The 14627-nt window shown below is 63.7% G+C and carries 10 protein-coding genes; 1 reads left to right on the forward strand and 9 read right to left on the reverse strand.

The features are described from left to right. Positions 1-185: 185 nt before the first annotated feature. From GTA51_RS16805 to GTA51_RS16815, 3 genes are all read right to left on the reverse strand, one after another. Positions 186-1619: a sigma-54-dependent transcriptional regulator gene (locus GTA51_RS16805; RefSeq protein ID WP_160963113.1), complete on the reverse strand. Its 1434-nt coding sequence runs from the start codon at positions 1617-1619 to the stop codon at positions 186-188. Beyond that, on the reverse strand, positions 1604-3121 hold the full coding sequence (locus tag GTA51_RS16810; RefSeq protein WP_160963115.1) for a sensor histidine kinase: 1518 nt from the start codon (positions 3119-3121) through the stop codon (positions 1604-1606). Before GTA51_RS16810 ends, GTA51_RS16805 begins: the two co-directional genes overlap by 16 nt. A 462-nt stretch (positions 3122-3583) precedes the next feature. After that, positions 3584-5587: a methyl-accepting chemotaxis protein gene (locus GTA51_RS16815; protein ID WP_160963117.1), complete on the reverse strand. Its 2004-nt coding sequence runs from the start codon at positions 5585-5587 to the stop codon at positions 3584-3586. Positions 5588-5902: 315 nt separating this feature from the next. On the opposite strand from GTA51_RS16815, the gene GTA51_RS16820 reads away from it, so the two are divergent. Next, positions 5903-6667 carry a Tim44 domain-containing protein gene (locus GTA51_RS16820; RefSeq protein ID WP_246198198.1) on the forward strand — a complete coding sequence of 255 codons (765 nt, stop codon included), beginning with the start codon at positions 5903-5905 and terminating at the stop codon, positions 6665-6667. A gap of 661 nt (positions 6668-7328) precedes the next feature. Here GTA51_RS16820 and GTA51_RS16825 read toward each other — a convergent pair. The 6 genes from GTA51_RS16825 to leuB all read right to left on the reverse strand — a co-directional run bounded on the left by GTA51_RS16825 (position 7329) and on the right by leuB (position 14428). Beyond that, complete coding sequence (locus GTA51_RS16825) at positions 7329-8270, reverse strand: aminotransferase class IV (RefSeq protein ID WP_160963121.1); 942 nt, start codon at positions 8268-8270, stop codon at positions 7329-7331. Positions 8271-8424: 154 nt separating this feature from the next. Further along, the gene (locus GTA51_RS16830) at positions 8425-9450 is read right to left on the reverse strand and encodes an aspartate-semialdehyde dehydrogenase (RefSeq protein WP_160963123.1); all 1026 of its coding nucleotides are present in this window, start codon (positions 9448-9450) and stop codon (positions 8425-8427) included. A 107-nt stretch (positions 9451-9557) separates the two neighbouring features. Continuing rightward, a complete protein-coding gene (gene metF / locus GTA51_RS16835) occupies positions 9558-10430 on the reverse strand; it encodes a methylenetetrahydrofolate reductase [NAD(P)H] (protein ID WP_160963125.1) in 873 nt (290 codons plus the stop codon). A gap of 146 nt (positions 10431-10576) precedes the next feature. Continuing rightward, positions 10577-10981, reverse strand: coding sequence for an NUDIX domain-containing protein (locus GTA51_RS16840; protein ID WP_160963127.1), 405 nt, complete (start codon positions 10979-10981; stop codon positions 10577-10579). Further along, positions 10978-12963: an ABC-F family ATP-binding cassette domain-containing protein gene (locus tag GTA51_RS16845; protein WP_160963129.1), complete on the reverse strand. Its 1986-nt coding sequence runs from the start codon at positions 12961-12963 to the stop codon at positions 10978-10980. The genes GTA51_RS16840 and GTA51_RS16845 overlap by 4 nt, the downstream gene beginning before the upstream one ends. Positions 12964-13351: 388 nt before the next feature. Beyond that, entirely contained in the window at positions 13352-14428 is a 1077-nt protein-coding gene (gene leuB / locus GTA51_RS16850) for a 3-isopropylmalate dehydrogenase (protein ID WP_160963131.1), read from the reverse strand. Positions 14429-14627: the final 199 nt, after the last annotated feature.

Consider the following 14627-nt stretch of genomic DNA (forward strand, 5'->3'; position numbering starts at 1 on the left):
ACGCGCCAGAGATTGGTGTCAGCGGATTTGCCACACCAGCCTGTCAGCTTTTTTTACAGGACGTAAAGCGGGCGGAGATTGCGCCAGTAATGGTGGGCCTGGGTGGGCGCGACGCGGCCGGCGAGGGGCGTTGCCTTGATGGCGCGGCAGGGCTTCTGCAAGCGGCAGCCCGGCCGGCCGCCGGCTCAGCCTTCGATGCGCGCCTGGGCTTCAATGCGAAGCCCGTATTTTTCGATCTTGGCGATAAGGGTTGGCCGCGACAGGCCCAGCAGGCGGGCCGCCTGGGAGCGGTTGCCGCCGGTGGCCTCCAGGGCTTGGCGGATGACCAAATGGCCAAAGCGGTCCATGAGTTCCTCGAAAAGGCCCTCGCGCCCCGAGGCCAGCTCGCGGCGGATGCAGTCGGCCATGGATTCGCCGCCGTCGCCGTCGGGCGAAGCGGTGCTGCGCAGCGGCACGCCCAGGGCCTTTGTCACCTCGTCCGGTGACAGCGGCCCGCCCCGACTAAATATCAGAGCCTTTTTAAGCGTATTGCCCAGTTCCCGGACATTGCCCGGCCAGGAAGCGGCGGTCAGCATGGCCATGGCCCCGTCCGTGGCTCCGGGATCGGCCTGCCCCATTTCCCGGGCGTAGCGGGACAGAAAATAGCGCACCAAAAGCGGGATGTCGCCGGGCCGCTCGCGCAGGGGCGGCAGGGTCATGGTGACGACTTTGAGGCGATAATACAGGTCTTCGCGAAACTGCCCCTGGCGCACGGCTTCTTCCAGATCGCGGTTGGTGGCGGCGATGATGCGCACGTCCACGGGAATGACCTGCCGCCCGCCCAGACGTTCGACATTTTGCTCCTGCAAAAGCCTGAGCAGCTTGGCCTGGATGCTCATGGGCATGTCGCCGATTTCGTCGAGAAAGACCGTGCCCCGGTTGGCCTGCTCGATCTTGCCCACCTTGCGGCCCGTGGCCCCGGTAAAGGCCCCTTTCTCGTAGCCAAACAGCTCGGATTCCAGCAGCGTTTCCGGGATGGCCACGCAGTTGATGACCAGAAACGGTTTGTCCGCCCGCAGCGAATGCTGGTAGACGGCCCGGGCCACCAGCTCCTTGCCGGTGCCGGATTCGCCGCGCACGAGCACGGTGGCGTCTGTTGGGGCGGCCCGGCCGATGGCCTTGTAGAGTTCCTGCATGGACGGGCTGCGGCCGATAATGGCGTCGGCAGCGGCGGCGTCCTCGCCCTCGACCCCCACAGCCACCCGGCTGCGCATGGACCGGCCGGCGGCCACGGCCTTGTCCAGGAGCTTTAAAATCTCCGGGATGTCAAAGGGCTTTAAGATATAGTCGTAGGCCCCCATCTTGGTGGCTTCGATGGCGATTTCCGTAGTGCCAAAAGCGGTCATGATGATGACCGGCAGCCTCGGCTCGATCTCGCGCATGGCGGCATAGGCTTCCAGGCCCGAGATGCCGGACATGCGCACGTCCATGACCACGGCGTCGGGCACGGCCTCGCGCACGGCGGCAATGCCGGCCTCGCCCGAGGAGGCCGTGCGCACGGCATGGCCCTCGGCAGCCAGCAGCCGCTCAAAGCTCTGGCGCAACTGGTGGTCGTCGTCCACAATCAGGATCTGTGCCATCCCCGCTCCCCTTCGTATGGAAACACCATGGTGAACGAGGCTCCCCGGCCTTCCGGGGACTGGGCCGTGATCCAGCCGCCATGCTCCTCGACGATGCGTTTGACGATGGCCAGCCCCAGGCCCGACCCCTCGCCCTTGGTGGTGAAAAACGGCTGAAAGATGCGCTCCAAAAGCGGCGGCGGAATGCCCGGACCGGTGTCGATCACCCGCACGGCCAGGATCGGCCCATGGGGTTCGAGCACGCCCGTCTCCTCGCGAATGACGATGGAACCGCCCTCCACCATGGCCTCGCAGGCGTTGAGCACCAGATTGACCAGCCCTTCCTTGAGCTGGTCCGGGTCGGCGTTTAGCACGGGCAACGGCCGGCTCCGGTCCACGGTCACGGCCACATTGTAGGATTCCAGGCGGTGCTTGAGCAAGGTCAGCGTGGTGTCCACCACGGCAGACAGGCTCACCGGCTGGGCCGTCAGTTTGGGCGGCCGGGCAAATTCCAGGAAGTTGCGCACGATGGTGTCGATATGCCCGATTTCCTCGGCAATGACCTCGAAATCCTCCTGCTGGGACGGGTCGAGTTTCAGCCCCCGTTGCAGGGAAAAAAGCCGCATCTTGACCGAGGTCAAAGGGTTGCGGATGGTGTGGGCCACCCCGGCAGCCAGCTTGCCGGCCATGGCCAGCTTTTCCGACTGCATGAGGTGATCCCGGCTCTGCTCCAGGTCCAAATGGGCCTGATCCACGTCCTTTTCCAGGTCGCGAAACTTCTGGCCAATGGCCTTGACCTCGTCGGAAAGCCCCACGGCCACGGTCTTGCCGTGATCGCCCCAGGCGAGGCGCCGGATGGGATCAAGGATCTGGCCGACCAGGACGTAGGCCAGGAAAAAGCCCAGGGTGGCGTTTATGACCACGCCCACCACAGCCACGCCCATGACCAGATCCGTGCGTTCCAGATAAAGCTGGCTGGTGCGGCGCATGCGCTCGCGATAAAAGGTTTTAAACCGGTCGCACAGTTCGCGCAGGCCGTCGAAATCATCCCGCACCGCCCAATGCTGGTCCTTGGCCGACTCCATCCGCCCCTGCTGGTAGAGGTCGATGACGTTGTCCTTGGCCACGGCATAGCGTTTATAGGCCGCAGCGATCTCCTCGACCAGGACAGCGGCTTCGGGCGCGTTCAGCTCGGTCCGGGTGCGCTCCAGCCACAGCTCAAAGGTGCGGCGGCTCTCGGCCAGCTTGAGCAGCCACGAAGGCTCCCGGCTCAGATAATAATAGGTGGCGTAGCCCTTCTGATTGAGCAGGGCGTTTTCCAGTTCGTGGGCAGCGGTCAGCGCGGCCAGATCCTTGTCGGCGGTGGTGGTATAGAGGTCGCGGGCCATGGCCGCGTACCAGATCATGATGATGGGTCCGATCATGTTGACGAACAACAGTCCGCCAAGGAGCAGATAGACCCGGGCGCGAAGCCCGAGCCTGGAACGGGATTTCTTCCCGGAAACCTGGGTAGCAGTGGTCATGGATGTTCCGTGGCTTGGCAAAGGCGTTGGCCGCTGGCGGCGGCGTTGACGACGCCGCCAGTCCTAGCGCGGCCGGCCCGCCCTGGCAACGCCTTCCCGAAAAAACGTCTCCTGGCCGCAAGGCGGCCTGAGATGAAGACGCCTCCGGCGGCCGGGGGGGATAATCCCCCCCGGACCCCCTTGGTGGGAAAAATGTTACAAGGGGTTGCTGGTATTGTTGGGTAACCTGGGAGGCTGTTAAACAGGCAAAACCGTCGTCTGCGTTCCCGACCCCCAGCCGGCCAGATTGCCAACCCTCGCCAAGCCCCCCCAACGGAGGTTCTCGTCAAGCCTGCCGTGTGGCCTTGCCCGCTCCCCCCACCGTCGCGGTAACGCGGTTCCCCTTTAACCCTTTGCCTTCCAGGAGGGATTCCAAAGGGGTCACCCCTTTGGCCGCCGGAGGCCTCTTCCTGTCTTATCTTTCTACGCCGCCAGGGCCTTGCGGCTGCGGGGGGCGCTGTCGCTGCCGCGCAGTTGCACTATGAGTTGCCCCAGTTCCTCGGCCATGGCGGCCAGGGCGTGGGCGGCCCGGCTGGTGGCTTCGACGCCGGCCACGTTGTCCTCGGCCACGCCGCTGATTTCGGTAATGGCCCGGCTGATCTGCTCCGAGGCGGCTGATTGTTCCTCGGCCGAAGCGGCGATGGACTGGACCTCGGAACTTGTGGCGTCGGCGTTGCCGACAATGGCCAGGATGGCCTCGCCGGAGCGCCCGGCCAGGGCGTTGGCGTCGGACACGGCGGCAACAGCCTGGTCCATGCTGCGGATATTGCGCCCGGCCGCGTCCTGGATGGCCCGGATGCGGCTTTCCACTTCCTTGGTGGCCACCATGGTCTTTTCGGCCAGCTTCCTGACCTCGTCGGCAACGACGGCAAAGCCGCGTCCGGCCTCGCCGGCCCGGGCGGCCTCGATGGCGGCGTTTAAGGCCAGCAGGTTGGTCTGGTCGGCAATGTCATTGATAACGCCCACCACCTGGCCGATGGACTGGGCTTCCTGGCCGAGATGGCCCATGTCGCCCTTGAGTTCCGTGGCGATGCCGTTGACCGTGACCATGGACGCCCCGGCCTGACGCACCACTTCGGCCCCGGTGACGGCATTGTCGCGGGTGGTCATGGCGGCCTGGGCGGCCGAGCCGGCGCTGGCGGCAATTTCCAAAATGGTGGCGTTCATCTGGCCCACGGCCGTGGCGGTCTCGTCCACCCGACGCCGTTGCAGCTCCACTCCGGCGGCAGACTGTGCGGTCTGGCTGGACAGTTCCTGGGCCGCCCCGGAAAGCCGATGGGAAATGTCGTCCGCCCGCTCGGCCACGGCCTGCATGCGGGTCAGGCTCTCGGCCAGCTCCTCTTCCTTGCGCATGGTGGCGTGCATGGCATCCTCGGCCGCCTGGGCCTGCCGGGCTGCCTCGGCCTGCTTCTCCTCCACTTGGCGCATCTTTTCCTTGAGATCATCCACCATGGTGGTGATGTCGTCGCGAAGGGCCGCAAACTCGGCCTCGAACCGGCCCACCGGCCGGGCGTTCAAATCACCCGAAGCCACTTTTTTGGAATACGACCCAAGGGCCGTAAGCGAGCCGGTGATGCCGCGAATGATCCACAAAACCACCAGCAGCACCGCCAGTCCAAGCGCCGCCTGGACCCCGATCTGGGCCGCTTCCACCGTGGCCTGGATGCTGGCCCGCCGGGCCGCGTAAAAGGCCTCGATCTTCTCGAAATGGGGCATAAGCCCCCGGCCGCTCTCCACCATGGCCGCCGTGACCTTTTTCGCCTTGGCCGAAGCCTCGACATAGGCGGCGAAACTGCGCTGGTAGGTGTCGATGACCGCGTCAAAGCCCTTTTTCTGTTCGGCCGTCAGATCCGCCGCAGCCCCAACCATGGCATGCAACTTTTTCACCCCGTCATTGACCCGCGACACGTAGGAATCCTCATCGCGCAACTGCCAGTTCTTCTCATGCCGGCGGATGGTTAACAGCAGTATCTGAAAATCCTTGTCCGTCACCGGCTTGAACTTCTCGTCCAGATCCCGGGCGGCATAGACGAAATCGCGCATGAGCCCGTCGTTTTCGGTAAATCCCTTGCTCCGCTGGATGGCGGCCAGTTCCTCAAAGCCTTTGCGATAGGCGGCCAGTTCGGCCAGCGCCTGCCGGGCCTCGCCGTCCATGGCCGTATCCCGCGCGACCAATTGTTCGACATCGGCCCGGACCTTGTCGGCATGTTTAAAGACCGGCTCGACATAGGCCGGATCGAGCCGGATCAGAAAGTTTTTTTCTTCGCGCCGGGCCTGCAACACCTCCAGATAGGCTGAGGCAGCAAGCCCTTCAAGCGTGCGATATTTTTCGGTATAATGTTTGCCCACGCGCTCAGCGACAAGCGAACAGACAAACCCGAGGACGCATACGCCCAGCAGCAGATACAACTTACCCCGCACGCCCATTGCTTCCTCCACCGTTTCTCAAACGACACACATCCGACCTCTCCGACTCGTTGCCGCACAGAAGCGCTCACGCCACAGAACCCATGCTGCGGCACCCTGCCACCCGCCGCAGGACGACCCAGGGAAATGGATTATTATTGCAAGTGCGGGGCCAAACAAGATTCTCTCAACAAGCCAAATTCATTGTCTTTTTGCAACGCTCCCGGCACCCTGCCAACGCTGCGGCGTCAACTATTTTTATAGCCTGTCAAACAATACCACACATTGACTTGCCCGCCCCCCTTTGCCACAACCAGAAATATGGAGCGCCACCCCATGAAAACACAGCTATCCGCCCTCCGACGCGCCGCCGCGACAACCGCCCTCGCCGCCTTCCTCGCCGCCACCGACGCCCAGGCCGATGGCAGCGCCGCCAGCGTCGAATCCGGCGATCTGCTCATCAACCTCATCCTGCTCGGCCTGGCCATGTTCGTCCTCTTTCGGTTCCTCTCCAACCGCTCCAAAAACAAAAATTCCTCCCAACCCGGCCAGCCGCCCCGCTACATAGACCCCGACAACGATTCGCCGCCGCTCGACCCCACGCCGCCCGGCAAACCCAACATGTACACCAATGCCCAGGCCTCGTGGGACCGACTCAAATCGCCGGAGACGTCCCAAACCGCGCCGCCAACCGCCGCGCCCCAGGGCCAGCCCCAAAGCCAGTCCCAGCCGCAACCCCCAGCCCCCAGCGCGCCAGACGACGAATTTCTGGCCGGTGCTAAAATCGCCTACAGCCGCATCGCCGCCTCCCTCGGCACGCGCGATTTTAACGACCTGGGCCACTTCGTCAGCCCAAGCCTGCTCACGCAACTCAAAAACACCCTGCCCGCCACCCCGGCCGGCAAACCGGATATCCTCCTCGTCGAAGCAACGCTGGCCAGCCACACCGACGACGCCAACCGCACCACCATGGTCGTGGACTACAAAGCCCTGCGCCGCGAACCCGGTGCCAGCCAAAACGCCGAACGCACCGAACGCTGGACCTTTGCCCGCGACAACGCCACGCCCGGTGCCAACTGGCTGCTGGAAAAAATGGAGTAACGAAAGGGCGGGGCGGGGAGAATATTGGGGCGCTGCCCCAAACCCCGCTGGGGCTTTGCCCCAGACCCCACCGGGACGCTGTCCCGGACCCTGCCGGGGGGGATCATCCCCCCCGGACCCCCTGGATGGGGGCGCATAGGGTGGGCGGCAGAAGGGGCTGCTGCGTGGGCGGAAAAATGGGAAGATTTTTGGGCGCGGGAGCGCTTGGCGGCTGCGCCGCGTGGGTGGCTGCAATTTGGGCCGCCGACACTCCTCGCGAAGCGCGGGGAGCACGGCGGCCCAAATTGCAGCCACCCGGTTCGCCCGTAAAGACAGGAACAGCCCGGCCTGCCATGGCCTTGTTCACTTCTGGTCGCTCTTTCTCCAAGCAAATGCGGCCCAAAGGGCCGCTGGCGAGTTGGGGATCGGAATTTGGCCGCTGTTCCTGGCGCGGCTTCCGCGTCGGGAACAGCGGCCAAATTCCGATCCCCATTCTTCTCACGCCGACGCCAACACTGCCGCCAACGCCGAACCTCCAACCCGCTTACCCATCTCCCGCCCCCCAATCGGGGGGTCCGGGGGGATCATCCCCCCGGCGGGTGCAGGGCAGAGCCCTGCCGGGTCCGGGCAGAGCCCGGTAAAATCCGGGCAGAGCCCGGCGGGGTCTGGGGCAGCGCCCCAGTTAAAACGCCGTCCCGCTCGCCGCGATGTCGGCCTCTATACGTTCCTTGAGCAGCAGCGACACTGGCCCGGGCTGGCCGTTGCCGACGGGAGCGCCGTTGTAGCGCACGATGCTTAAGCAGTCGTTGGTGGTGCCGAGGATAAACATTTCTTTGGCCGTGGCGATGTCTTCTTCGCGGATGCCGGTAAAGACCACTTCGATTTCGCCATCGAGTAGTTCGATGGCGCGCAGCAGCGTGGTGCCGGTGAGGGCATTGGTCAGTTCCGGCACGACGAAGCGGCCGGCGGCGTCCACGATGCAGATGTTTTCGGTGGCCCCTTCGGCCAAAAAGCCTTTGTCGTCGTAGCAGACGGGGTAATCTTCGCCGCGCTGGGTGGCTTCGCGCTTCATGAGCACATTTGGCAGATAGTCGATGGATTTGATGCGGGCGAGGTAGTTTTGTTTGGCCGGGATGGAGGTGCGAAAGGCGGTGACGCCTTTGGCAAAGGCGGCGGCCGGCCGGGCATGGAAGCCGTAGGCCACGATGGTCAGGCTTGGGGTGGGGCATTCGGCCGGATCGATGCCGAAGCCGCCGGGGCCGCGTCCGATGAGCACGCGCACCATGCCGTCGTCAACGCCGCCGGCCCGGCAGACCTCCAGGGTCAGCGCGGCCACTTCCTCCCAGGAACACGGCGGGGCCAGATGGATGGCTGCGGCCGAGCGTTCCATACGGGTGAAGTGCGGTTCGATCTGATAGAGCCGGCGGCCGAGATATTTGAGCGTCTCGAAGACGCCGTCGCCCCGGTGCACCAGATGGTCGTCGAGGGGGATGAGCATGAGGCGCGGGTCTTTGCCGATGACGCCGATGCGATGGTCGTAAAAAGCCAGGACGCCGTCTGCGCCTGGGCGCGGCGCGGCCAGCAGGCGGTCGAGATAGGTCTTGGCGTCAACGATGTCAGCCATATGACGGACTCCTTGTAAAAAAGGGGGAAACGGCGTTACCCGTTTCCCCCGCTTGCTCTACTTCCGCCCACCGTCGCGGCAACGCCGCCCCCCTTAACCCATGTGGGGGGTCCGGGGGCCTCAGGCCCCCGGCCGCCGGAGGCCTCTTCACCAACTAAACACGGACCATGTCGCGTTCGATGAGCAGTTCGGCGATCTGCACGGCGTTCAGGGCCGCGCCTTTGCGGATGTTATCGGCCACGATCCACAGGTGCAGGCCGTTGTCGATGCTATTGTCCTCGCGGATGCGCCCGACGAAGACCGGGTCTTCGCCAGCGGCCACCAGGGGCATGGGATAGATCTTTTCCGACGGGTTGTCGTAGACCACGATGCCCGGGGCCTGGGACAGGATGACCCGGGCTTCCTTGGCGGTGATCTTCTTCTCCGTCTCGATGTTGACGGACTCGCTGTGGCCGTAGAAAACCGGCACGCGCACGGTGGTGGCCGTCACCTTGATCGAATCGTCGCCCATGATCTTGTTGGTTTCCTTGATCATTTTGACTTCTTCGAAGGTGTAGTCGCCATCGGTGAATACGTCGATCTGGGGCAGACAGTTAAACGCGATCTGGTGCGGATACACGTTAACGTCGGCTTCCTGGCTGTTAAACAGCTGGCGCACTTGGGTTTCCAGTTCGGCAATGGCTTTTTGGCCGGTGCCGGACACGGCCTGATAGGTGGAGACGATGACGCGCTTGATGGTGCCCACGTCGTGCAGGGGCTTAAGCGCCACCACCATCTGGATGGTCGAGCAGTTGGGGTTGGCGATGATGCCCTTGTGCCAATCGACATCCTCGGGATTGACCTCGGGCACCACCAGCGGCACTTCGGGGTCCATGCGCCAGGCGCTGGAGTTGTCGATGACCACGCAACCGGATTTGACCGCAAAGGGCGCAAAACGTTTCGAGGTGGAGCCGCCGGCGGAAAAAAGCGCGATATCGACGCCTTCGAAGGATTTTTCGGTCATCTCCTCGACGGTCAGTTCGCCCCCGGCATAGGGCACGGTGGTGCCGGCCGAGCGCGACGACGCCAGCGCCTTAACGGTTTTGGCCGGAAACGCCCGCTGTTCCAAAGTCTTAAGCATCTCGCGACCCACGGCTCCCGTGGCACCGGCCACAGCCACAACCAACTCGCCCCTGCCCATACGATCCTCCGTGCAGCAGTATGTGTACGCCACCGGCGGCTGGGGGCTAGCGCCCGCAACCCGGCCGGGGAGCGCATCCCCCCGGACCCCTGTAGCGAGAAAAAGTCTTAGTAATCCAGGCCAGAGACAATGGAGAGCACGGCCTCGGCCTTATTGAGCGTATAGAGATGCACGCCGGGCGCGCCCCGGGCGATGAGATCTTGAGCCTGTTTGCGGGCATAGGCAATGCCCACTTCTGCCACGGCAGCCGAGCCACCGGCCGCGTCGGCAGCCTCCAGCTCGGCCATATAGGCCGGCGGCAGACTGGCACCGCACAGCGTTGCGAAGCGCTTGATGCTGGCCAGGCTTAAAACCGGCAGCACGCCGGGCACGATGGGCACGGTAATGCCGGCGGCTTTGGCCTTGTCCACAAAGGCGAAATACTTGTCATTATCGAAAAAAAGCTGGGTGACGACAAAATTGCCGCCACGCTCGAGTTTGCCGCACAGATGCGTGAGGTCCGTCTCCGGTGAGGCGGCCTCGGGGTGGCATTCGGGATAGCCGGCCACGCCCACGCACAGCTGCGGGTACTCCTGGCGGATAAAGGTCACCAGATCGCTGGCGTGCTGGAAATCCTCGGAATCCGGGACGAAATGTTCCTGGCCTTTGGGCGGATCGCCGCGAAGGGCCAGCACGTTGTCCACGCCTGCCGCGCGCAGGGCGTCTAAAAAACCGCGAATCTTGTCCCGGCTGGCCCCGACGCAGGTCAGGTGGGCCATGGGTTCAAGGCCGTAAGCGGTTTTTAAGCGCGAAACGATTTCCAGCGTGTGGGCGTGGGTGCTGCCGCCGGCCCCGTAGGTGACGGAGACGAACAACGGGCGCACGGGCAACAACTGCTCCACCACGCCGAAAAAGCCTTCCCAGGCCTCCCGCTCTTTGGGCGGGAAAAACTCCAACGACACGAACGGCCGCTTGGCCTCCATCAACTCCCTGATTCGCACGCGATCTCCTTGGAGAAGATATGAAGAGAGGAACCGGGGGAAAACCCCTTTTTGCAAAAAGGGGTTTTCCCCCGGACCCCCTTTCCCTAAAAACTCTTCAAAGGGGGATTACCACCCTGTGCCACTCCTGTTGGGCGCAGGGAACCTCAGCTTTCTTCCAGTGCTAGCGCGTCCACAATATCGCGGTCCGCTTCCAGAAACGGCCGCAACCGGCCTTCCTGCGGGGTCAGCCATTCCATGTCCTGGCCTTCCAGGGGGAGCGGCTCCCCGGCAAAGGCCCGGACGTGAAAAAAGTGCAGCTGGACCGAAAGGTGTTCGTAGGAATGCGCTTTTTCGCGGAAAAAGGCAATTGCAGTGGGCGTAATGCCCAATTCTTCACGCAGTTCCCGGGTGAGCGCCATCTGCGGCGTCTCGCCCGACTCGATCTTGCCGCCGGGGAATTCGTAAGCGCCGGCCATGGGCTTGCCCTCAGGCCGGCGCACACCCAGATAGCGGCCGTCCTGCCAGATAACGGCCGCCACCACGTCAACGACCTTGCGCCCGTCGCTCACGCCTCCTCCACAAGGGCCGCCCGACGGGCTTCCAGATCGGCAATCTCCTCTTCCATGACGGCCATGCGGGCGAGAAGCTCCTCGGCGTCCCGGGACAGCTCGCCGTACTCTTTGTTGAGCCGGGCAAAAAGCTCGCGCTGGGCATAGGTCTCGGGATCGGCCATGACGGCCTCGACCTCGGACTGTTTGGTTAAAAGCGCCTCCAACTCGGCTTCGAGCTTTTCAAAGGCCTCACGCTTGGGCTTGATGTCGCGGTACAGCGCGTTTCGCAGCTCGGCCACCCGGCGCTTGCGCTCCTTGTCCTCCTGGCGCGAAACCTTCTGGACCGGGGCGCACGCTTCGCCCGCATCGCCCCGGCCGGCCGCAGCCTCGGCCATCTGGGCGGCTTCGTAGGCGGCGTAGCCCTCGTCATAGACGGTGATACCGTCGGCACCCACGGACCAGACCTCGGCAGCGGCTTCGCGCAGCAGATAGCGGTCGTGGGCGACCATCAAGATGGTGCCGGTAAATTCGGCCAAGGCGCGCACCAAGGCTTCGCGGCTTTCCAGATCCAGGTGGTTGGTGGGTTCGTCGAGAATCAGGAAATTGGCCCGGGCCGAAAAAAGCCCGGCCAAAACGAGGCGCGATTTCTCGCCGCCGGACAACTCGGACACCCGGCGTTCCCAATAGTCTTCGCCCAAGAGAAACAGCCCCAAGGTGGAGCAGCATTCCAGGTGGGTGGCCTTGGGGCCGGCCATGCGCCGCATCTCGGCCATGACCATGGCTTCGGTGTTTAAAATCTCGGTCTGGTGCTGGCTGAAATAGCCGATCTTGACCCCGGTGCCCAGGACAATGCGGCCGTCCGTCGGCTTGTTCGCCCCGACGATGAGCTTTAACAGCGTGGTCTTGCCTGCGCCGTTGTGCCCGACCAGGGCCACCTTCTGGCCCCGGAAGAGCTGAAAGGTCAGCGGCGGCCACAGCGGATCGCGCCCGGGCCAAGCATAGGCCAGATCGGCGGCGGCGCAGACGGTCTTGTCCGAACGCTCGGGTTCGGGCAGGGAGAAATCCAGGGTGCGGGCGCGCACATCGGGCCGGTCGCCGCGCAGGGCCGAAATCTCTTTATGCAGCTTGTCCACGGTCTTTAATTTGCTCTGGGCCTGCCTCGCCTTGCTGGCCTTGTAGCGAAAACGGTCGATAAAGACGCTGTGCTGCTTGATCTTATTGTCAATGGCCGCGGCTTGGCGCTCCCACTGCTTTTCCATCTCCTCGCGCCAGACGAGAAACTGGGAAAACGATCCCGGCCGCCAGATGGGCTTGGCCTCGCCGAGAAAGAGCGTGTGGGTGGCCACGCGGTCCAAAAACACCCGGTCGTGGGCCACAAAAATGAGCACGCCGGCAAAGGCGCACAGAAACGACTCCAGCCAGGACACGGCTTCAAGATCCAGGTGGTTGGTGGGTTCGTCCAACAGCAGCACATCGGCCCCGGCCGTCAACACCCGGGCCAGCTTGGCCCGCTCGCGCCAGCCGCCGGACAGCCCGGAAATGGGGCTGTGAAAGTGCTTCTCCTCAAAACCCAGGCCCGACAGGATGGTCTTGGCCCGATGCTCGGGATTATACCCCAGCGCGTGTTCCATGCTGGCCTGTTCGTGGGACAGGGCGTCCAAGGCGGCGGCGTCGCCGGCGGCCACGGCCGCGTCGTAGCGCACCCAAAATTCCTTCCACGACGGCAAGGCAGCCATGACCCAGGCTAAAAGCGTCATGCCGAGATCGGCTTCCTCCATCTCCTGGGCCACATAGCCCAGGCGCGCGCCGGTTGACAGCGACACCTTGCCGCTGTCCGGTTCGGACACGCCGGCTATGAGCTTTAAAAGCGTTGATTTGCCCGCGCCGTTCTGGCCGACAATAGCCAGCCGGGTGCCACCGGGAATCTCCAAGGAAAAGTCCTTGAAAAGATCCCGACCGGCATAGGCCTTGGAAATATTTTGCAGACTGACTTTGGCCATGGTGAGTATGTCGCTTCGCTTGCGGCTTGGCCGTCACAACGGACGGCTCGGTGAAAATCGGTCGCTATCGCGTGGCGTTTGTACGCAAAAAAAGGCAGGAGAACCAGCCCCGGCCAGCCCCCTGCCCCATTCTATACAACGCACTGAAACCACTGCGAAAAACGAATCTCCCAGAAAGGGAGGGTCCGGGAGGGGCTACCCCCTCCCGGCCGCCGAAGCAACGGTGTTCCCAGTCAAGTTGGGATTACCTCGCCCACGGTTCACAGCGACTGGCCCTTACGTACGAGCAATCAACCCCTTGAAAAAATTCTCCCTTTCAGGGGGTCCGGGGGGGATGATCCCCCCCGGCCGCCGGAGGCTCTTTTGCCTTCTCCCGTCCCTCTTCTCGCTACGCCAGGCGCGCGGCGACGAGGTCGCCCATGGCTTTGCAGCCAACCAGGGTCTTGCCCGGCTCCATAATGTCGCCGGTGCGGTAGCCCTCGGCCAGCACCTTGGCGCAGGCCGCTTCGATGGCCTCGGCCGCAGCCGTTTCGTTAAAGGAATGCTTGAGCATCATGGCCAGGGACAGGATGGTGGCCAGGGGATTGGCCTTGTCCTGGCCGGCAATGTCCGGGGCCGAACCGTGGATCGGCTCGTACAGGCCCGGGTTGGCTTCGCCGAGCGAAGCCGACGGCAGCATGCCGATGGAGCCGGTGATGACCGCCGCCTCGTCCGACAGGATGTCGCCAAAAAGATTCTCGGTGACGATGACGTCAAACTGCGACGGATCGCGCACGAGCTGCATGGCCGCGTTATCCACATACATGTGCGACAACTCGACGTCCGGGTAGTCCTTGGCCACTTCAATAACCACCGCCCGCCACAGCCGCGAGACGTCCAGCACGTTGGCCTTGTCCACAGAACACAGCCTGCCGCCGCGCTTTCTCGCCGTCTCGAAACCGACCTTGGCGATGCGGCGCACCTCGTGCTCGGCATAGATCATGGTATTAAACCCAACCTGCTCGCCCCCGCGCTCCTCGATGCCGCGCGGTTCGCCAAAATAGGCCCCGCCGGTCAACTCGCGAATGACCATGACGTCGAGTCCCTTGCCGACGATATCGGGACGCAGACAACACGCCGCCGCCAACTCCGGGAACAGCTTGGCCGGCCGCAGATTGGCGAAAAGCCCCAAAGCCTTGCGAATGCCAAGAAGGCCCTTCTCCGGGCGGATGGCCGGATCAATGGTGTCCCACTGGGGACCGCCGACCGCGCCCAACAAGACCGCATCAGCCGCCTTGCAGGCCGCAATCGTCGCCTCAGGCAACGGAGAGCCGGTGGCGTCAATGGCCGCGCCGCCAATAAGCGCCTGACTATAAGCAAACTCCAACCCAAACTTCTTCCCGACCGTCTCCAGAACCTTCATGGCCTCAGCCACAATCTCCGGCCCGATCCCGTCCCCCGGCATGACGCATATATTGTAACGCATGGTATTTCCTATAATGGTGCTAAGAAGATACGGAGATAAGAAGGTAAGATGCCTCCGGCGGCCGGGGGGATAATCCCCCCGGACCCCCTGAATGGAGGCAAGTTTTATAAAAGAGGAGTGCTTCAACTGGCAGGCTGCCGGTGTTGTCAGGCTGCTGGAACGCATTCCAACCTGCCGTCCTAACCCCTACCCCCCTTCA

Origin of the sequence: Solidesulfovibrio aerotolerans (assembly GCF_009856865.1) — a bacterium.
GTDB classification, from domain to species: domain Bacteria; phylum Desulfobacterota; class Desulfovibrionia; order Desulfovibrionales; family Desulfovibrionaceae; genus Solidesulfovibrio; species Solidesulfovibrio aerotolerans.

Bases quoted from the DNA above. Each gene is read 5' to 3' on its own strand.
- GTA51_RS16805 (WP_160963113.1), bottom strand. From the start codon at position 1,619: ATGGCACAGATCCTGATTGTGGACGACGACCACCAGTTGCGCCAGAGC.
- GTA51_RS16810 (WP_160963115.1), bottom strand. From the start codon at position 3,121: ATGACCACTGCTACCCAGGTTTCCGGGAAGAAATCCCGTTCCAGGCTC.
- GTA51_RS16815 (WP_160963117.1), bottom strand. From the start codon at position 5,587: ATGGGCGTGCGGGGTAAGTTGTATCTGCTGCTGGGCGTATGCGTCCTC.
- GTA51_RS16820 (WP_246198198.1), top strand. From the start codon at position 5,903: ATGAAAACACAGCTATCCGCCCTCCGACGCGCCGCCGCGACAACCGCC.
- GTA51_RS16825 (WP_160963121.1), bottom strand. From the start codon at position 8,270: ATGGCTGACATCGTTGACGCCAAGACCTATCTCGACCGCCTGCTGGCC.
- GTA51_RS16830 (WP_160963123.1), bottom strand. From the start codon at position 9,450: ATGGGCAGGGGCGAGTTGGTTGTGGCTGTGGCCGGTGCCACGGGAGCC.
- GTA51_RS16845 (WP_160963129.1), bottom strand. From the start codon at position 12,963: ATGGCCAAAGTCAGTCTGCAAAATATTTCCAAGGCCTATGCCGGTCGG.
- leuB (WP_160963131.1), bottom strand. From the start codon at position 14,428: ATGCGTTACAATATATGCGTCATGCCGGGGGACGGGATCGGGCCGGAG.